This window comes from Algibacter luteus, from assembly GCF_030344935.1.
GTDB lineage: Bacteria > Bacteroidota > Bacteroidia > Flavobacteriales > Flavobacteriaceae > Arenitalea > Arenitalea lutea.
The window spans coordinates 3,502,006-3,519,566 of record NZ_CP128313.1 but is presented as its reverse complement, the minus strand read 5'-3'; the positions used below and the strand labels follow the sequence as shown (position 1 = coordinate 3,519,566).

The following is a 17,561-nucleotide window of genomic DNA, read 5'->3' as shown; positions in this document are numbered from 1 at the left end:
AACTGAAATCAATAGTAAAATTATGGTTGATTTTCTCATTTCTCAAATGCACTACAACGTTGTTGTATATGGTTTGTTGCGTGTTTTAGCACCTAATTTAGCAAATACAAACCGAATAGAAAATCTGCGAGGATTTTCGTAAGTAGGCGAGAACTAGCAATAAATTATATACGGTGTTATGCTACGTTATTAATTCCGTTTCTTTTTATCTTTTCTGTCGCAATAAACATAAATTAAATCATCGACTGCATTATCTCCCAATTCTTTCGCTTTCTTTAAATCTTTACAAGCACTTTTCGTTTCTTTTTTACTCGGTTGTAAATTTCCGTTTCCAGTCAGAAGATTGATTTTGGCAGTTCCACGATTTGCAATAGATTCCACATAATTTGGTTTTAATTCAATTGCTTTTGAATAGTCAATTATTGATTGCTCAAAATTCCGCAACATATCGTTCGCAGTTCCACGAATGAAATATAATTCAGGGTCTTTTGCGTTTATGATAAAATATCTGTCACAATTTTTAATTACTTCCTCAAACTTACCTTCAGAATAATTAATTCGAGCGAGCCAATAAAGTGATGCTTCCATCATTCCATTGTTATTGTTTTTTACAACGACATAATTAAAATCCTCTTTTGCTTTTTCTAAATCTCCAGCGTGCATTTGAGAAAGTCCTCTGTCTATAAATGAAGCCATATCAGTACTGTCCAACTTAATTGCTTCTGTAAAGTCAGATATTGCTAAATCATATTTTTTAATTCGGTCATATGATAGTCCACGATTTATGAAACAAGTTTTTCGAACAGTTTTTTCGTCCACGATTTCCATCAATTCCGTATAATTTCTAATTGCCTCTTGAAATTTTCCTGATTTAAAATTAGAGTTTCCGGAAGTATATAATTCCGTCGCTTTGTTCTGCGAAAAAGTTGTTGTGGAAACTAAAATTCCAATTAAAAGTATTAATGTTTGTTTCATTGGTCTAATGTAGCATAACGGCGATGTGTATGGTTAGTTGCGTGGTTAAGCCTTAAAGTTAGCAAACTAATCACAAGTAGAAAATTCCAGCGGAATTTTCGTAAGTCGGCAGTGACCCAAGCAATTAATTATACACGGTGTTAGCTACAGTTTTTTATTCAGTTTGCTTTTCAATTTCAGAGATTTCTTATTCAATCATTTTCTTTTCGGCTGGACGTTCTGTTTTCCAAAAAATCCGTTTTCCGATTTTCCGTAAATGTTTATCCCAAGATTTAGTTTGAGTCAATTGTCCATTCTTTTTATTAGCCATACTATTTAATTTTAGTAACTGCTTCTTTCAGCTTCTCTGAATTAAAGCCTTTAGTTAATTCCGTCAAAATTAGTTTTTCTTTTATTCCACTTTCCAATCCATTTAGAGATTTGTCATCATCGATAATCAGAAAATCAGACTCTTTAAATTCCTCTATAAATTTCAGAACCTCTTCTTTTCGGTTATTACAATCCGCATATTCAGGTAAAAACCCGACGATTTCTTTTTTTATTCCACGATTTTTAAAAATCAGATTAAATTCAGTAAGAGTTTTTACAGTTCGCCGAGTTGAACTTAACCAAATGTCAAATTCCGCAAGAGTGAGAAGTTGGTTTAAGTTTTCAACACAAGATTTATTAAATTCAGAATATCCATCCGAGTCAATTCGGTCGGCTTTCCACGATGGATTTGTTATTAAAACTCCATCCAAATCTAATATCAAAAGTTTGTCGTTTCTCAAATTGTAGCTAACGGTTGGGCTATGGTTTGTTGCGTGAAAATCCGCTAGGATTTTCCGCCGTAAAACAAACTTAGCAAAACGGAAGGAATTTTCGGCAGAAAATTCCGAAGCAATGAATTATAGCCGTTGTTGTGCGTTGGTTTTATTTTATCCGATTAAACTTAGAAATCAATTCTTCGTATACCTTGTCATTTGGTGTATAGAAAAACTTAATCCGTTTTATTTTATGTCCCTCTTGGTATTTTATTGTGCCCTCTGTTATTTTAATAATTTTATCAATAGGAACAGTTCGGCTACTGTTGATTATAACATTTTGCCCGTCGTATTCTACTCTGCTATATCTAAAGTTTTTTCTAAAGAGGAAGAAAAAAAACACAACAAACAATGAAAGCCAGAATATAGCGTATCCGAAAGATTTTACAATCAAATTATAAATTCCGAATATTCCAATGACACTTAGAAAAAAGTACGAGCCAAAAGAGGAGAAGTAGTTTAAAGTCCCTCCTAATTCTTTTTTATTTTGTTCCATATTCGGTCAACTTACGCACAACGGTTTTGTGTATGGTTAGTTGCGTGTTTCAGCAACTAATTTAGTAAACAAAAACGAACGCGAGAAAATTCCGAAGGAATTTTCCAAATAAGCAACGACCAAAGCAATTAATTATACACGTTGTTGTAAGCTGGCTTTTACTTTTTATATGTCAAAACTGTTATTCCACATTCGTAGGCTTTTGCACTTTCCAATTTTAATTCAGTTTTATAATCAACTTTCTCAAATATTGGCATTCCTTTCCCCAAAATCGAAGGATTTATGAAAAAATAATATTCGTCAATTAAATTTTCTCTAATTAGTGAAGAAACAAATTCGCCACCTCCATAGGCAATTATGTCATTTCCAGTTGAGGACTTTAATTTTTCTATTTTTTCGACTAAATCTCCTTTTTCCAAAAGGGTATTTTCCCATTCAGTATTTTCGAGCGTTTTTGTAAAAACTATTTTATTTGAGTTATTAATTTTTTCAGCACCTTCCAATTCTTTGTTGGATTTCCAATGTGGAATAAATCCTTCAGCAAGTTTTCGTCCTAATACAATGGTGTCAGTCGATTCTGTTATTTCTTTGACGAAGTTCTTTAGTTTTTCATCCCAATTCCAAATCATCCAGTCCATTTCTCCGTTTGGACCAGAAATGAATCCATCAATTGAGAGTTGAATTTGAAGTTTTAATTTTCTCACTTTTTACTGTTTTTCGTTAAAGTTACAATCTTGTTTTCAGCTTGCTTACAACGGTTTTGTGTATGGTTAGTTGCGTGTTTCAGCAACTAATTTAGTAAACAAAAACGAACGCGAGAAAATTCCGAAGGAATTTTCCAAATAGGCAACGACCAAAGCAATTAATTATACACGTTGTTGTAGCACGTTATTTATTTTAGTTACTACCATATGAAATTAGTATTACAATTAGGACTACATAAAATACAGTTCCTAAAGCCATAAGAACTAATTTTCGTCCAAAATTCTTATCGTTTTCATTATTGTGGGATGATGTTCGATAATTGTAATTGTATTTACCAGATAACTTAATCAGTACTAAAAAAAGTGGTCCCATAAAAAAAAGGACTAGCTCATTATCTGGAAAACCATCTTTACTATTCATATTTGTATTTCTTCCGCCAAACATTTTCTCCTTTCAAAAAGTCAAGAAGTATTTCAGTCATTTGTTCAACCGTTTCTAATGATTTTACCAATAAAATATGGTCATCGTCTGTTACAAATCCAGAAGCTAAACCATCATCGCCTAAACTTCCGCTTACATGCAAAGCTTTATATCCATTTCCATTTTCATCTTCCAGTTGCACAATGTGAAATTTATTCCAATTCGTTGATTCCATTGTGCTTTTTATAATTTCCGCTGTTGCTTTTTCAGATATAGTTTTTGTGATTTCTCCGTAATTGTAAGAGACAGTAAGCTTTAAATCTCGCTTTTTTTGATGAGTTTCGAAATTCCGTAGTTCAGTCTTGTTTTCCGCAATTCCGAGTGTGTTTGTATTCCGTTTTGAATTCCAACTAACAAAGGCAATTATTCCAATTAATGCTAAAACTCCAAAGATTATGTAGGTATTCATTCTTTTCACGCGATTTTGGTTTAATGTGCTACAACGGTTACGTATAAGAATAGTGCGGTTTTGTGTGCGAGGATTTTCCGAAGGAAAATCAGAAGTAACAAAAATACACTAGCCTTTGATTAAGCACTAAACTACGCATTATTTTTATACAATGTTGTAGGTAGTTTTTTATTCAGATTTTGTTTATCAACCATATAATTCCGCCTCCAGAAAATAAAAATCCACCTATTATAAAAATTAGTGGGAAATATGTTTTCCAGAATTCAGAGTTTATCATTATTTCGTATTCATTCTCTTTTTTCAAATAGATAATATCAATCCGTTCATTAATTCGTTTTGGGTTTGCGCTCGTATCTAATTTTTGAGTAGTTTCAATTCCGTTTTTGTCTTTAAAACGTACAATTGGAAAGTGATGAACTTGTGAATATCCATCGGTGTCTTTTGAGCGTTCTTCGGCAAAGTCAATAATTTTGGCTTTCGTTTTAATTCCGCTAGCTTGAATTCGGCGATTTGAATTTCGCATATAGAATCCTGCAAATAAAAATCCGCCACCAACAATTAAAAAGACAAATACTCCAATAAATTCATTATAAGTCTTGCTTAACCAAAAAAGTAAGACCATAAATCCGAATGGTAAAAGATGTTTTTTTAAATCAATGTTCATTTTCTCAAATTACCTACAACGGTTTTGTGTATGGTTAGTTGCGTGTTTCAGCAACTAATTTAGTAAACAAAAACGAACGCGAGAAAATTCCGAAGGAATTTTCCAAATAGGCAACGACCAAAGCAATTAATTATACACGTTGTTGTAGCACGTTATTTATTTTAGTTACTACCATATGAAATTAGTATTACAATTAGGACTACATAAAATACAGTTCCTAAAGCCATAAGAACTAATTTTCGTCCAAAATTCTTATCGTTTTCATTATTGTGGGATGATGTTCGATAATTGTAATTGTATTTACCAGATAACTTAATCAGTACTAAAAAAAGTGGTCCCATAAAAAAAAGGACTAGCTCATTATCTGGAAAACCATCTTTACTATTCATATTTGTATTTCTTCCGCCAAACATTTTCTCCTTTCAAAAAGTCAAGAAGTATTTCAGTCATTTGTTCAACCGTTTCTAATGATTTTACCAATAAAATATGGTCATCGTCTGTTACAAATCCAGAAGCTAAACCATCATCGCCTAAACTTCCGCTTACATGCAAAGCTTTATATCCATTTCCATTTTCATCTTCCAGTTGCACAATGTGAAATTTATTCCAATTCGTTGATTCCATTGTGCTTTTTATAATTTCCGCTGTTGCTTTTTCAGATATAGTTTTTGTGATTTCTCCGTAATTGTAAGAGACAGTAAGCTTTAAATCTCGCTTTTTTTGATGAGTTTCGAAATTCCGTAGTTCAGTCTTGTTTTCCGCAATTCCGAGTGTGTTTGTATTCCGTTTTGAATTCCAACTAACAAAGGCAATTATTCCAATTAATGCTAAAACTCCAAAGATTATGTAGGTATTCATTCTTTTCACGCGATTTTGGTTTAATGTGCTACAACGTGTTTGTGTATGGTTAGTTGCGTGTTTAAGCAACTAATTTAGTAAACAAAAACGAACGCGAGAAAATTCCGAAGGAATTTTCCAAGTAAGCAACGACCAAAGCAATTAATTATACACGTTGTTGCCACCAGTTATTTTTTCCATTTGTTTCTTTTTTCATTCCATTCTTTCCAGAACTGCAAATAACCTTTTCGGTCAAATTCGTCTTTTGGGATTTCCTTTTCAGGACTATTCTTATAAAACTCCTCAACTTGGTCGACAAAATTTAAAACTTCACTTTTATAATTTTCAAAGTCAACTTTTGTTTTAGTTCCGCTTTCTGTTTTCAGCGTTACAATTCCGTTTTCGTGAGTCACTTCCCAATCAATTCCAGTCGGACAACTTCCAATATAAACTTCTTCCATATCATTGTCAAAAACTAAAAAGTGTCCACAGCAAGGAATTAATTGGTCTCCAACAGGATTTTCTTTCGTGTGATTCCGTTCCAAAGTCCGAAGTAAGAGTTGAGCAGTTGCGCTAATCGTCCAACCATCATTTTCGGTTTGGTCAACAACAATTTCGTTTCCAATTTTCACTCGCATTTGTCCGTGAGCACATAAATCCGTTTGAGTATCTTCTTCAGATATCCAATTTGTCTTTAAAAGTTCAATTTTGAATTTATTCGAGGTCATTTTTTAATTGGTGGCAACGGCTCCGTATATGAAAAGTAGCGCTGAAAATAAGCGATTATTTTTCGAATAACCACAAGCCGAATTTTTAAATTTTACTATTTATCTTTTTACTTGGAAATCGTCAAATTTAAAAATTTGGTAACTTTTCAAGTACACCCAAGTCTTAGTGTTAGCAATGACTTGCGCTATTTTTTATATACATTGTTGTGCACCGTTATTTTCGGTTTTCAAATCTTTCTTTCACTATCGAAAGTAATTTGTTTTCTGTTTCCAACATTGTCTTTTTTATAAATTCAAATATTTGCTTATTCTCTTTAATTAAAAAATCAGACGAACTCCATTTGAAATTTTTAATAATTTCTTTGCGAGTCCAATCTGTTTCATTGTATTCTGTGAAAGCATAAAAGAATTTAATGTCTTTCTTTGAAATTATAAAGGTTAATAATAATGCGTGTTGTTTTAGGTTTGGAAACAATGGCACAAAATCAATTGTAGCATATTTAAAAGGAATATCTAATTGTTGCTCAAATCCTTTTAAATCGCTTCTGTATTTAGTTACAATCTTGTTACCTCTCATCATACTAGCTAAACTTTGTCCAAAAGGGTTACCTCTTGTTTCTTCTTCTTGATAAGGTATCTTGTCATAATCAGCCTTGGCAAAATATTCGTTTGGATTGTCCTCTAACCATCTAGCAATTAAAGTTCCTTTTGGTAAATACCGTAAATTATGTTCAAACGCATTTTTATAGCAGTAGAGCTCTTTCAGTTCTGTTTGTAAATCCGTTGTCTCTATTACATCCTTTACTTCATTAAGAAGCGTTTCGACTTCGTCTTTATTTGAGTAGATTTCAGCATCTTTTTTAATCTTTTCTATATAAGAGTTATATACAACTACTTCTTCATCTTTTGAATTGTCAGTTTCTTTATTGGACTCTTTTACATACTTTGATATTACTTTTTGTAATTCTGGTGACGTGGCTAAAAATCTTTCGGTGTGGTCAGCTTGAGTTATAAAAAAGGGTGTTTGTTCTGTACTTTTTTCAAACTCGTCTGAAATGTAATCGATAATATCTTTATATCTAATCGATGGCTTGTCGCTTTTATCTATAGCTTTTAAGAAACTCTTTGTGAAATCGCTTAATTCATTATTTTGATAAGAATATTGAGATGTCATACTTGAATGTAAAAAATAACACTTGTCAAAACTGTCAGCTGTTTTGTGATAGTATTTTTCTACAATATTAGTATTTCCTTTGATGTATGAAACTCCTGATTGACAAGCATCAATAACTTTTGTTACCATTTTAGGTTTGATGCTTTTTATCATACTATCTATTTCCGAATTTTGAAGTGAAGTTTGTCTTTTTTGATTTTCATCAAAATCGGAAAGTATATAATAAAATTCATTACTTATAAAACTTCCGTGACCTGAAAAGTAAAAAAATAACTCCTCTACATCTTGACTTTTCCAATCTTCAAATAATTTTGATAGCTCGGATTTGATTTTACTACTTTCAACATTTTTCTCAAAAATTTTAATCTCGTCAAATTCTTTAGAGGTATTTAATACTTCTGAAATTGCTTTGATGTCATTATCACAACCTGGTAGATTGTTGTAATGTTCGTATTCACTAATTCCGATTAATATTCCTATTCTCATTTATTCGATGAAGTTTGTTTTAATGGTGCACAACGGTTTTGTGTAAGCGTCAGTAACGGGAAAGTGCGCGAGTACTTTCCGCTGACGCACCTAATTTAGCAAAACGAGTTGAATTTCCGATTAGGAAATTCAGCCGTTATTGCGCTTACACGTTGTTGTGTGTATGTGCTTTAATTCAGTCGTTTTTCTTTATTACGTTGTATGGTAAAAGTTCGACAATAACTTTTCCATTCTTATCTTTTTTAATAATCTTTTCGGGTTTATTTTTTCCGTTTGTCTGAATTCGTGCCTCATAAAATAATTCCAAATCTCCATTTAAAAAACCATTCCCAAATTCAATCAACTCATTTTTTGCTTTTTCCAAAACTGCTCGAAATTCACGCTTTTTTGGGAAGTCATAACCTTTGTATTTTCTATTCGGTTCGGTTAATCTTTGAATATCGGAAATTGAAATAGAATCCCATTCCGATTCAAAGAAGTCGTCACAGTCTCCTTCTCCGAGAATTATATCAAAAGTGAATGGATAATCAGTTGGAAAGTCAGATGCGGATAATTTCACATACTGTTTTTCCTTTGTCCAGATTATTGTTGTAAAGTAAGTTTCTACTTTTTTCCGATAAAATTCAAATCCGTTTTGTTCTAATGGATTTCCAATTATTTCCAATGCTAAATTTGAAAACGAAATATGCTTTCTTGAAGGCTTGGAATTATCTCCAGGTTTTAAAAAGTCAAATATTCCCATAATCTTGGTCAGCATTACACACAACGTGTTCGTGTATGGTTAGTTGCGTGTTTCAGCAACTAATTTAGTAAACAAAAACGAACGCGAGAAAATTCCGAAGGAATTTTCCAAATAAGCACTTGCCATAGCAATTAATTATACACGTTGTTGTAAGTAGTGCTTTTTCGCTTACTTGCTTAATTTCAGTATTCGGAATGCACCTTGAATTACCAACGCAAAAACGATTGTTCCAATAATCAAATCAGGTTTACTCGAACTTAACCAATTTACCAAAATTCCAGCAATTATTACTCCCAAATTGATAATCACGTCATTCGAAGTGAAAATCATACTTGCTTTCAAATGTGCCTCTTCTTTACTCTTTGACTTTTGAAAAATGTAAAGACAAATTCCGTTTGCGATAAGTGCGAAAATCGAAACGATAATCATTGTCGAAAAATCAGGAAGTTTCTCGTCTCCGAAAAATCTTCTTAAAACTTCTACAAATCCAATAATCGCAAGTGTTATTTGAAAATATCCAGCAAGTTTAGCAATCCGTTTTTTCTTTATTACTGTTCCGCCAACCGCAAACAAGCTAATTCCGTAAACAAAACTGTCCGCAAGCATATCTAAACTGTCGGCAACAAGTCCCATTGATTTTGAGATAATTCCTGTTGTCATTTCTATTATGAAAAACGCGAAATTTATGGCGAGTACAGACCAAAGTAGTTTTTTCTGATTTGCGTTTTCTTTAAATTCCGTATGGTCTGTTTGTTCCGTTGAGATTTTCTTTCCGCCTAAATTCAGTTCGATAACTGACTTTTCGATTTGGTCAATTTCTCCGCTGTGAAAAACGGTCAATTTTCGATTCGGAATGTCAAAGTCCAAATTGGCAATACTTGAAATTCCGTCCAATTTCATTCGGATTAAATTTTCCTCCGATGGACAGTCCATTTTGGTAATTTCAAATATTGTTTTGTTCATTCAAATTCGTGGGTTTTCGGCATTACTTACAACGGTCTTGTGTATGGTTAGTTGCGTGGTTAAGCAACTAATTTAGCAAATAAATCACAGATAGAATATTCCGCAGGAATGTTCGTAAGTCGGCAGTGAACCAAGCAATTAATTATACACGGTGTTGTGTGTTCGTACTTTTTTATCTAATCGTTTCCCTAATTCCAGGATACATCTTTCCATTGAATCTAGTGCTTTCTTCTTCAGGGTGAAAATAATAAATCTGCTTTTTCTCTAAATCCTTGTAAGCATAGCAATTATCGAACAGTATTATTCCACTATTTTTAATTTTCCAATAGTCAACTTTCGGAAACCATTCAGGTATAATATTTTCCACTAATTCAATTTGCGATTGGAAAATTCCAATGTAAGTTTTGTCAATATGATTTTCCTTAATAAAGATTGAGTCATAAAGTTCCTCATTTTCGTAGTCAAAAACTCCAAATACACATTTTGTACTTAAATAGGATATGTTTTTTATATTATGTGCGTCAGATTTTATTAATTCGACAGGAAACCAACCTGTCAATCTCGGATTTTCAATTTTACTGAATTCATCGTAATTCTCAAATTCTTGCAAATAATCTCCATTATTACAAGACACCAAAAACAATAGAACTAATATTCCGAAAAAGGATAAATTCAAATTTAGATTCTTTAATTTCATTCAGTTTTCACGGTTTTTTGGGTATGACACACAACGTGTTTGTGTATGGTTAGTTGCGTGGTTAAGCAACTAATTTAGCAAAAATGGAACGAACCAGAGGAAATTCCGCAGGAATTTCCACGTAGGATTGAAACAAGCAATTAATTATACACGGTGTTGGCATTAGTAATTTTAATTCGATTTTCAGTTTTTCCATTATCCGAAATCAAAGTCAGTTCGTTGTTCTCGTCCTTTTCCATTGTCCAATGAAACGACTTTATTCCAGTTTCCAAAACTTCGGTTTTATTTTTTAATCGGTCGTAATAAATCAAGTCATTATTCGCTTTGGTATGAACTCCGCTTTTAATCGGATTAGAATTCCACTTTTGCAGATAAACACCATCTTCTGTTCTAAAAAACCAGTCTCCAAAGAATTCCTTTCCAAAAGCATTTTTTGGTTCAGTTTTTAGATGAATAAAGGCAGGTCCAAATCTTAATTCTCCAGCATATTTACTCAATAATTTTAATTCCGAAAATGAAGTCAGAATTGCCCATTCATTTTTTTCGTCAGCATAAGAGTCGTATTCAGAATTTTTGTCAATTCGTTTGCGTTGTAGCAGAAGAACAACGACCAAAATTCCAATCACTATGTATCCTATTGTTACTGTCTCCATTATTAATGCCAACGGTCTAGTATAACCGTCAGTTACGGGTTAAATTTACACTAACTTTTCGGTTTGACACTGTCGTTAGCAATTCCGCGTGGATTCGGACGTAGTCGAATCCGCCGTAATTGCGGTTATACATTGTTGTATGCAGTTTTTTCATTCTCCTAAAATTTCTTGGTCATAGTCATATTCCGATTCGTTTGGGAAAAAACCATTTAAGTCAGGAAATATTAGCTGTAAATATTTGAATTCCGAATTCTCATAAAATTTAAACGAACTCAATGTGTGTTCAGTCAATTTATTATTTTCCACTTCAATGAAGTAAACAGGAAAACGGTCAATTAAATTATCTATTTTTTGATTCAGCGGTACTTTTTTGAATTTATATCTCTCTGCATAATTCGTAATCAATTCAGTTGTGAGTCCATTTGGAAGTCCAGAAATGAAAAGTTCAGGAATCTCAAAATTCTTATAGATTCCAGTTGAGTACCCAAAAGGTGTAAATCCAGTTTCTTCCAACACATAAGTCATATGAAATCCGAATTTTTCAATATTTTCATTAACTTTTTTAAAATATTTTTCTTTTTTCTCGTCGGTCATTCTGTCGCTTTTCAAATTGCATACAACGTGTTTGTATATGGTTTGTTGCGTGGTTTAGCACGTAATTTTGCAAATAAAAACCGAATAGAAAATCCGCGAGGATTTTCGTAAGTAGGCTAGAACTAGCAATAAATTATATACGGTGTTGCCCACAGTTATTTATTTTCAATTTGTTTAATTAGTTCTCTAAATTTTGGCCAACCAAAAGAGGGCCAATCCTCTATTATCAAAGTCGAATCACGAGAAATTACATAATTTCCGATTCCACTGTGTGAAATCCGTTGTTCAGTCGTCAGTTTGTATTTTATTAATTCAGATATACTTTCCTGTGCTAAATTCAATTCCGATTCATTTAATATAATCTCTTTTTTCTCAATAGTTTTTGGCTCATTTTTTTCAGAATATGGGTCTTTGCAGTCAATAATTATGTTTTTGTAGTCGGCAAATATTTTTCCTTTATGTTCCGTTTTGTAAATTCGAATTTCTTTTGTGTCGCCTCCCCATTCTCCGCACTTATTGCCGTTTTGTTTTAGAATAAGTTCTTGATAACTATCTATAATTTTTAGAGTTTCACTTTCTGTAGTTCCAAGATTTTTGATTACACTTTCAACCGTTTCTATAACTTCATCAGTTTCGGCTTTTGATTCAGTTTTACTGTCAGCACAATTGGCTAATAAAATTCCGATTATTAATGTTAGCAGGATTTTTTTCATAATTGTGGGCAACGTGTTTGTGTATGGTTAGTTGCGTGTTTAAGCAACTAATTTAGTAAACAAAAACGAACGCGAGAAAATTCCGAAGGAATTTTCCAAATAAGCACTTGCCAAAGCAATTAATTATACACGTTGTTGTGGGTAGTTATTCTATTTCTCCGATTTCTTTAAGCTTTTCAATATACTTTTCGGCAGACAATGGACAGTTAACTAAATCAGCAAAATCTTGTTTCGATAACTTACATTGTGTAGACATTTGCTTGATAAGATAATTATTCAAATCTTTTTTACTTCCGTGACTCAATTTTGTATATAATATCATTTTGCCATTATAATGGAATTCCAGATACTTATGGTCATTACTATGGTCTTTAGAGTCCTCAAATCCTTTTTTCTTAAGGTTCTTATATGCTTTTTTACTGTTTAAAACCATCTAAAAAACCTCTTTTACAAAACTATTCAAAACACTTTTTATTCTTAACAGTCTTTTATTAAGTTGACTGTCCTTTAGTGAATTTAGTCTGTTATACAAATAATCAAATTCTTCGTTAAAATTCTGTTCTGCTTCGGCTTGTGTTTCTCCTGTTCCAATTATGTCTAATTGTTCGTTATTTATTATATAATAATCGTCTTCTTTTGCGAAAAGACAACGTAATGGGAAGTTTAATATGTATTGTTTTCTATTAACGTTTATTACTTCTGGTGAATATGATAATGAATGTTGAGCAGTTGAAATAACCTCTTCTATACTATTTCTAGTTTTACTTCCTTTTCTTGTAACCTTAATTCTTGCGAACGCTTTTTCCTCTAGTACGTCCTCTTTTATTTCTTTGACATCAACTATTAGACTTTTCTTTGTCGAAGCCTTAAACCTCTTTGGTCTATATTTTTCGCTTTTCTCATTAATGTTTCCCTTTTCGTAAATGGCAACAGGTGAGTTTTTAAAACTCGATGTAAAATCATAAAGTTTCTCGACAATTTCATTTCTTTTAAAATGTTCAGGATATAAGTCTCTTAAATCAGTATAATCCCCTTTGTCAGATATTTCGAAAATAGTATTTAATTTTTTCGTCACCTCTTTTCGTTGATTTTCGTAATCAGCAATTACTGGCTGGACTCTTTGAGTTAGAGCAAAGGAAGGAATTGCACTTCCTTTTTGGAAGTCAGTTAATTCAAGCTTGAAATTATTTAAATCAATAGATTCGTTAGCAGGTAAATCATATTTTGCAATTGACATAACTAGTTCCTGCAAAGATTCTGCAATCTTAATCAAAGACTCAATTGGCAGAGTTTGGAATTTTCCAAGCTCTCCCTCAATCTTTAAACTAATACCTTTTTGTAAGTCAATTGCCATTTCTCAAATGTAAGGATGTTTTTTTATTCCTTATAAATCGATTGTAAGTATTTTTTCAATTGTATAAATATGTACTAACACATAAAATAAAACAACGCCTACCATTGTTAACGCAAGCGGAATTGAAGCTATTCCATTTAAACCAAAAAGTAAGATTGTACCACTTACAAGCATTACCAAATTCATAAATGAGCAAAGTAGGATAGTAATATAATCTGCTGAATGTTTATGGTTTTCAGGTACTTCTTTCATTTGTGGAAATTCATTTGCTAACTTGAATTCTGCAATCAGTTTATTCCTTAAATAAATAATCGCATTGTTAAAAAAAACCGCTTGTCTTCGAATGGAAACTAAATTTCGAATTAAAATATAACCTAATATTGTCGAGAAGACCAAAAGTAAGCCGATAAGACTTTCTATTGTCAAAGAGCTTTCTTCTTTCAAAAATTCAGATTTTAAAAAAGCAACTGAAATTGTACCAATTGCTGTAACAAGCGAAATGAAATATCGTTGATATGTTAATTTTGTTTGTTCAAGTTTTAATGCGGTTTCAATTCCTTTTTCATAATCCATTTTATAAAATTCAATCGCATTCTTAAGTATTTTCTTTTCCATCTAAATGTTTGTTTTATAATTACCCACAACGGTTACGTATATGAAATGTTGCGTGTTTGTGTGCAAGGATTTTCCGAAGGAAAATCAGAAGCTAGCAAACAAAGCAACTTCCATTGGTTAAGCACAAAATAGCAATTTTTTATATACAATGTTGGCATTAGTTTTTTCCTGTTTTATTCCACCAATATAATATGTAAAGGAAAGGCGAATGTAAAACAATGTTTAATATATAATTCAAATATGGTTTATTCCACAACAAAGGAATCTTATATGCAATCCAAGTGATTAAGTATATAATTCCAACGATTATAATTATTGCAGCGATTGAGCCTAAAATGTTCTTTAGTTCCCTGTGAACAGAGCCAGTAAAAGGCATTATTACCAAACCAATAATTAAAAGAATAAAGAAATAATTCGATGTCAAAACCATCCAAAATAATGAACGAATGGGTTTATTTGTAATAGTATTATCATTTTTAATAACTGGTCTTTTGATTTCAGTTGTGTCCGATTTTTTAAAAATATTGATTTGGTTTAAATCCAAATTCCGCAATCGGTCAGAGTAGTGAGTTCTCTTGTAAATCCGATTTTCTAATTCGGTCAATTCAGTCAGTTTTAGAGAATCAGTTTGATATATTTCTTTTAAGTTATTAATTGATTCTAATTTTTCAATTTTGTTATTTAGATGAATATCATAAGTGAAATTAAAATAGTAGTCGCAAGTAGTTAAAACAAAAAGAGTAATGATAAATAGAGAAGTCCTTAAACCAAAATGAATAGATTTATTTTCAAAAAATTTAAGTAATCTCTCTATTAGTTTATCCATTTCTCAAATTAATGCCAACGGTTACGTATATGGAAAGTTGCGTGTTTGTGTGCGAGGATTTTCCGAAGGAAAATCAGAAGCAAGCAAACAAAGCAACTCACATTGATTAAGCACAAAATAGCAATTTTTTATATACATTGTTACCACACGTTTTTATTTATTCCGATTAATTTTTTCATCACTTGATTGTATCGGTACATTATTCTAATCTTTTCACGGGTCGGTTCAATGTAGTTGTATTTTATCGCATATTCAACTTCTATTTGTCTATGTATTTCCATAGATTTTTCTGTTGGCCAGCAAACAGCTAATCCAAGAAGTTCGCGTTTTCCATTCTTAAAATCCAATTCTGCTTGTTGTTCGCTATACTTATTGTGAAATTCAGGGTTTCCAATTGAATCTCGGTAGACAGATAATTTTTTGTCAGATATACGAAGTTTTAGAGTGTCTCTAATTTCATTGAAGTCAAATTCAAAGTTTTCATTTAAAACTGGTGAATGGTCATTTACCCTTATGAAAATAGAGTCATTAAATACAGTACTAATTTTAAAAAATCCATTTAAGTCAGTTTTGAGTTCTATTATGCTGTCCTTTTGTAGAATCTTAATTTTATGGTTCCGATTTGTTAGATTTTCTATTGTTTCATCAGGGAATGATTCCAAAACATTCCATTCATTTTCGATTGATTTATAAAATTCCACCTTTCCAACAATTTCTTTTTGCGAGTAAAGACTTTGTTGGAAAATCAAAATGGTCAATATGAAAACGATTTTTCTCAAATGTGTGGTAACGGTTTTGTGTATGGTTAGTTGCGTGGTTAGGCAACTAAGTTAACAAACATTTACGAACCCGAGAAAATTCCGCAGGAATTTTCGCAAGTAGGGAAGAACCTAGCAATTAATTATACACGGTGTTGTAAACAGTTTTTATTCCGATTTAAATTTATAATTAAGCCAATAATTCGAGGATATTCGTATATGATTTTCTTTATCAAGTATATTTTCTAAAGTCAATTTGTCCCAATAAACACACCCCGAACAGACGGAAACAACTTCATCAGATTTATATAATTCCGTTATTTTTTCGTTCAGTTCTTTAGTCAGAATTAGTTTGTCCAATTCAGCCAATTTCTCGCAAACTATTACTGCTAAATATTTTTCTGCATTATTATCCGAATCGAGTAATTTAATAATGGAATTAAATTTTTCCTTGTCAATCAGTCGTGATATTTTTTTGACAGATTTTGATTGACTTCCGTCTTCGTAGCAACCAAATCCGACCATTTCATTAACATCAACATTTGATTGAGCATTTCCGCTAATGGAAATTGCAATTAATAAAGTCAATGTAATTATAATCTGTTTCATTGATTAACTATGTCTAACTTTATATTCTTTTACTTTCCCGTATTTATTAAATTTAATAGTTAAATGTCCTGTATCAATTCCGTGTTTAGCCATTCCCAAATAATAACCAAATTCGGATTCCGACTTAGTCTCTGGAATTCCCAATAATTCAATTATTTCCGTTTTGGATTTTCCTTTTAGTTCGTGATTATTCCGCAAACTGTTCATCATATCCCAACGCATAGACCATTCAGACTCTGATTCCGTCCAGTTTTTCCATTTTTCAGAGTCAAATTGTTCGTGAGTGATATTTCCTTTTAGAGCAAATCCGATTAGAATTATTATTCCGAAAATTAGTAAACCATATTTTAATGCTTTTCTCAATGTTTGTCTCAAATTGTTTACAACGTGTTTGTATAAGATTAGTTGCGTGTTTTAAGCAACTAATTTAGCAAATACAAACCGAATAGAAAATCCGAGAGGATTTTCGTAAGTAGGCTTGCACTAGCAATTAATTTTATACGGTGTTACCTGCTGGCTTTATTATAATTTTCTTAATATTCCAAGTTCCATACCTTTGCTTTTAAAAGTAACACATTGTTCTTTTGTAATTGTATTATCTCTTAAATCATAGTAATTTGTAAGAATATTGGATTTCTTAATTTTATTATGTTCACTACAGCCACAAAGGATGTGAGCTAATTCATGTGCGGTAGGGCTGTAGCCTTCAGGTCTTTCTAGCTTATATTCATTTTTGTTGACCTCGAATGTAATAAAAGCAATATTGCTTATCGGTGGTGTTTCTTTGTCACTAGGAAATGTAGTTGCTGTTTTTCCTTCCACGTTTGACCTTATAAAAAATAAAACTGGACGATTTGCGACAGGAAGCTTGTATCCGAATTTATAATGGTCATAGTCATTATAGCTTATGTCCAATTTTTCAATAGGTGAATATGCCTCAATATATTTAACGTTTTTAATCTTAATACCACATTGTTCATAGACTTCTGCTGTTTTTTGAATTGTTTTTATTATCAATTCTTTATCCCATCCTGAACCTCTTAAATTCACTAAAATTAAATCCATATCATGGGTGAAATTATCGGAATCAGTATCAGTATAAAATTTATTAAAGTTTAGGTTACTAATTTGGGCATTTTTATAACCAGCATCAATCCATTTTTTTTCCTCATTTGATGTATTTTTTTCTTGGGCATTAATTGTAAAGAAGCAACTAAATAAATATGTTGTAATAAAAAATATTTTAGATAATCGTTTCATATGGTTATTTTCAGCTTGCA

24 protein-coding genes are annotated in these 17,561 nt (G+C 31.7%); all 24 read right to left on the bottom strand.

What is annotated here, in order from left to right; all coding sequences use genetic code 11:
- Positions 1 to 189 precede the first annotated feature (189 nt).
- Positions 190 to 975, bottom strand: a complete 786-nt coding sequence (locus O5O44_RS15145) for a tetratricopeptide repeat protein (RefSeq protein WP_289195055.1) — start codon at positions 973 to 975, stop codon at positions 190 to 192.
- Between the two features lie 187 nt (positions 976 to 1,162).
- Positions 1,163 to 1,285 carry a hypothetical protein gene (locus O5O44_RS15140; RefSeq protein WP_289195054.1) on the bottom strand — a complete coding sequence of 41 codons (123 nt, stop codon included), beginning with the start codon at positions 1,283 to 1,285 and terminating at the stop codon, positions 1,163 to 1,165.
- A gap of 1 nt (position 1,286) precedes the next feature.
- Positions 1,287 to 1,745: an HAD domain-containing protein gene (locus tag O5O44_RS15135; protein ID WP_289195053.1), complete on the bottom strand. Its 459-nt coding sequence runs from the start codon at positions 1,743 to 1,745 to the stop codon at positions 1,287 to 1,289.
- A 142-nt stretch (positions 1,746 to 1,887) separates the two neighbouring features.
- On the bottom strand, positions 1,888 to 2,274 hold the full coding sequence (locus O5O44_RS15130) for a hypothetical protein (protein WP_289195052.1): 387 nt from the start codon (positions 2,272 to 2,274) through the stop codon (positions 1,888 to 1,890).
- Positions 2,275 to 2,432: 158 nt separating this feature from the next.
- Positions 2,433 to 2,978, bottom strand: coding sequence for a dihydrofolate reductase family protein (locus O5O44_RS15125; RefSeq protein WP_215442133.1), 546 nt, complete (start codon positions 2,976 to 2,978; stop codon positions 2,433 to 2,435).
- 413 nt (positions 2,979 to 3,391) lie between these two features.
- The gene (locus tag O5O44_RS15120; protein WP_289195050.1) at positions 3,392 to 3,868 is read right to left on the bottom strand and encodes a hypothetical protein; all 477 of its coding nucleotides are present in this window, start codon (positions 3,866 to 3,868) and stop codon (positions 3,392 to 3,394) included.
- Positions 3,869 to 4,040: 172 nt separating this feature from the next.
- Positions 4,041 to 4,532, bottom strand: a complete 492-nt coding sequence (locus O5O44_RS15115; protein ID WP_289195051.1) for a DUF3592 domain-containing protein — start codon at positions 4,530 to 4,532, stop codon at positions 4,041 to 4,043.
- A gap of 381 nt (positions 4,533 to 4,913) precedes the next feature.
- On the bottom strand, positions 4,914 to 5,390 hold the full coding sequence (locus tag O5O44_RS15110; protein WP_289195050.1) for a hypothetical protein: 477 nt from the start codon (positions 5,388 to 5,390) through the stop codon (positions 4,914 to 4,916).
- Between the two features lie 167 nt (positions 5,391 to 5,557).
- Entirely contained in the window at positions 5,558 to 6,097 is a 540-nt protein-coding gene (locus tag O5O44_RS15105; protein WP_289195049.1) for a hypothetical protein, read from the bottom strand.
- A 214-nt stretch (positions 6,098 to 6,311) separates the two neighbouring features.
- Entirely contained in the window at positions 6,312 to 7,757 is a 1,446-nt protein-coding gene (locus tag O5O44_RS15100; protein ID WP_289195048.1) for a caspase family protein, read from the bottom strand.
- Positions 7,758 to 7,932: 175 nt separating this feature from the next.
- A complete protein-coding gene (locus O5O44_RS15095) occupies positions 7,933 to 8,499 on the bottom strand; it encodes a hypothetical protein (protein ID WP_289195047.1) in 567 nt (188 codons plus the stop codon).
- Positions 8,500 to 8,667: 168 nt separating this feature from the next.
- Positions 8,668 to 9,462, bottom strand: a complete 795-nt coding sequence (locus O5O44_RS15090; protein WP_289195046.1) for a cation efflux transmembrane domain-containing protein — start codon at positions 9,460 to 9,462, stop codon at positions 8,668 to 8,670.
- A 172-nt stretch (positions 9,463 to 9,634) separates the two neighbouring features.
- The gene (locus O5O44_RS15085) at positions 9,635 to 10,138 is read right to left on the bottom strand and encodes a hypothetical protein (protein WP_289195045.1); all 504 of its coding nucleotides are present in this window, start codon (positions 10,136 to 10,138) and stop codon (positions 9,635 to 9,637) included.
- 161 nt (positions 10,139 to 10,299) lie between these two features.
- Positions 10,300 to 10,812, bottom strand: a complete 513-nt coding sequence (locus tag O5O44_RS15080; RefSeq protein ID WP_289195044.1) for a hypothetical protein — start codon at positions 10,810 to 10,812, stop codon at positions 10,300 to 10,302.
- Positions 10,813 to 10,962: 150 nt separating this feature from the next.
- Positions 10,963 to 11,406, bottom strand: coding sequence for a DUF4262 domain-containing protein (locus O5O44_RS15075; RefSeq protein WP_289195043.1), 444 nt, complete (start codon positions 11,404 to 11,406; stop codon positions 10,963 to 10,965).
- Positions 11,407 to 11,561: 155 nt separating this feature from the next.
- Positions 11,562 to 12,119, bottom strand: a complete 558-nt coding sequence (locus O5O44_RS15070) for a hypothetical protein (protein WP_289195042.1) — start codon at positions 12,117 to 12,119, stop codon at positions 11,562 to 11,564.
- A gap of 145 nt (positions 12,120 to 12,264) precedes the next feature.
- Complete coding sequence (locus tag O5O44_RS15065; protein ID WP_289195041.1) at positions 12,265 to 12,552, bottom strand: hypothetical protein; 288 nt, start codon at positions 12,550 to 12,552, stop codon at positions 12,265 to 12,267.
- A complete protein-coding gene (locus tag O5O44_RS15060; RefSeq protein WP_289195040.1) occupies positions 12,553 to 13,473 on the bottom strand; it encodes a hypothetical protein in 921 nt (306 codons plus the stop codon).
- A gap of 30 nt (positions 13,474 to 13,503) precedes the next feature.
- Positions 13,504 to 14,088, bottom strand: a complete 585-nt coding sequence (locus O5O44_RS15055) for a hypothetical protein (RefSeq protein ID WP_289195039.1) — start codon at positions 14,086 to 14,088, stop codon at positions 13,504 to 13,506.
- A 157-nt stretch (positions 14,089 to 14,245) separates the two neighbouring features.
- Positions 14,246 to 14,914, bottom strand: coding sequence for a hypothetical protein (locus tag O5O44_RS15050; protein ID WP_289195038.1), 669 nt, complete (start codon positions 14,912 to 14,914; stop codon positions 14,246 to 14,248).
- A gap of 140 nt (positions 14,915 to 15,054) precedes the next feature.
- Positions 15,055 to 15,693: a hypothetical protein gene (locus O5O44_RS15045; RefSeq protein WP_289195037.1), complete on the bottom strand. Its 639-nt coding sequence runs from the start codon at positions 15,691 to 15,693 to the stop codon at positions 15,055 to 15,057.
- A 147-nt stretch (positions 15,694 to 15,840) separates the two neighbouring features.
- Positions 15,841 to 16,281: a hypothetical protein gene (locus tag O5O44_RS15040; RefSeq protein WP_289195036.1), complete on the bottom strand. Its 441-nt coding sequence runs from the start codon at positions 16,279 to 16,281 to the stop codon at positions 15,841 to 15,843.
- Positions 16,282 to 16,284: 3 nt separating this feature from the next.
- On the bottom strand, positions 16,285 to 16,644 hold the full coding sequence (locus O5O44_RS15035; RefSeq protein ID WP_289195035.1) for a hypothetical protein: 360 nt from the start codon (positions 16,642 to 16,644) through the stop codon (positions 16,285 to 16,287).
- A gap of 159 nt (positions 16,645 to 16,803) precedes the next feature.
- Entirely contained in the window at positions 16,804 to 17,541 is a 738-nt protein-coding gene (locus O5O44_RS15030; RefSeq protein ID WP_289195034.1) for a hypothetical protein, read from the bottom strand.
- Between the last annotated feature and the right edge of the window lie 20 nt (positions 17,542 to 17,561).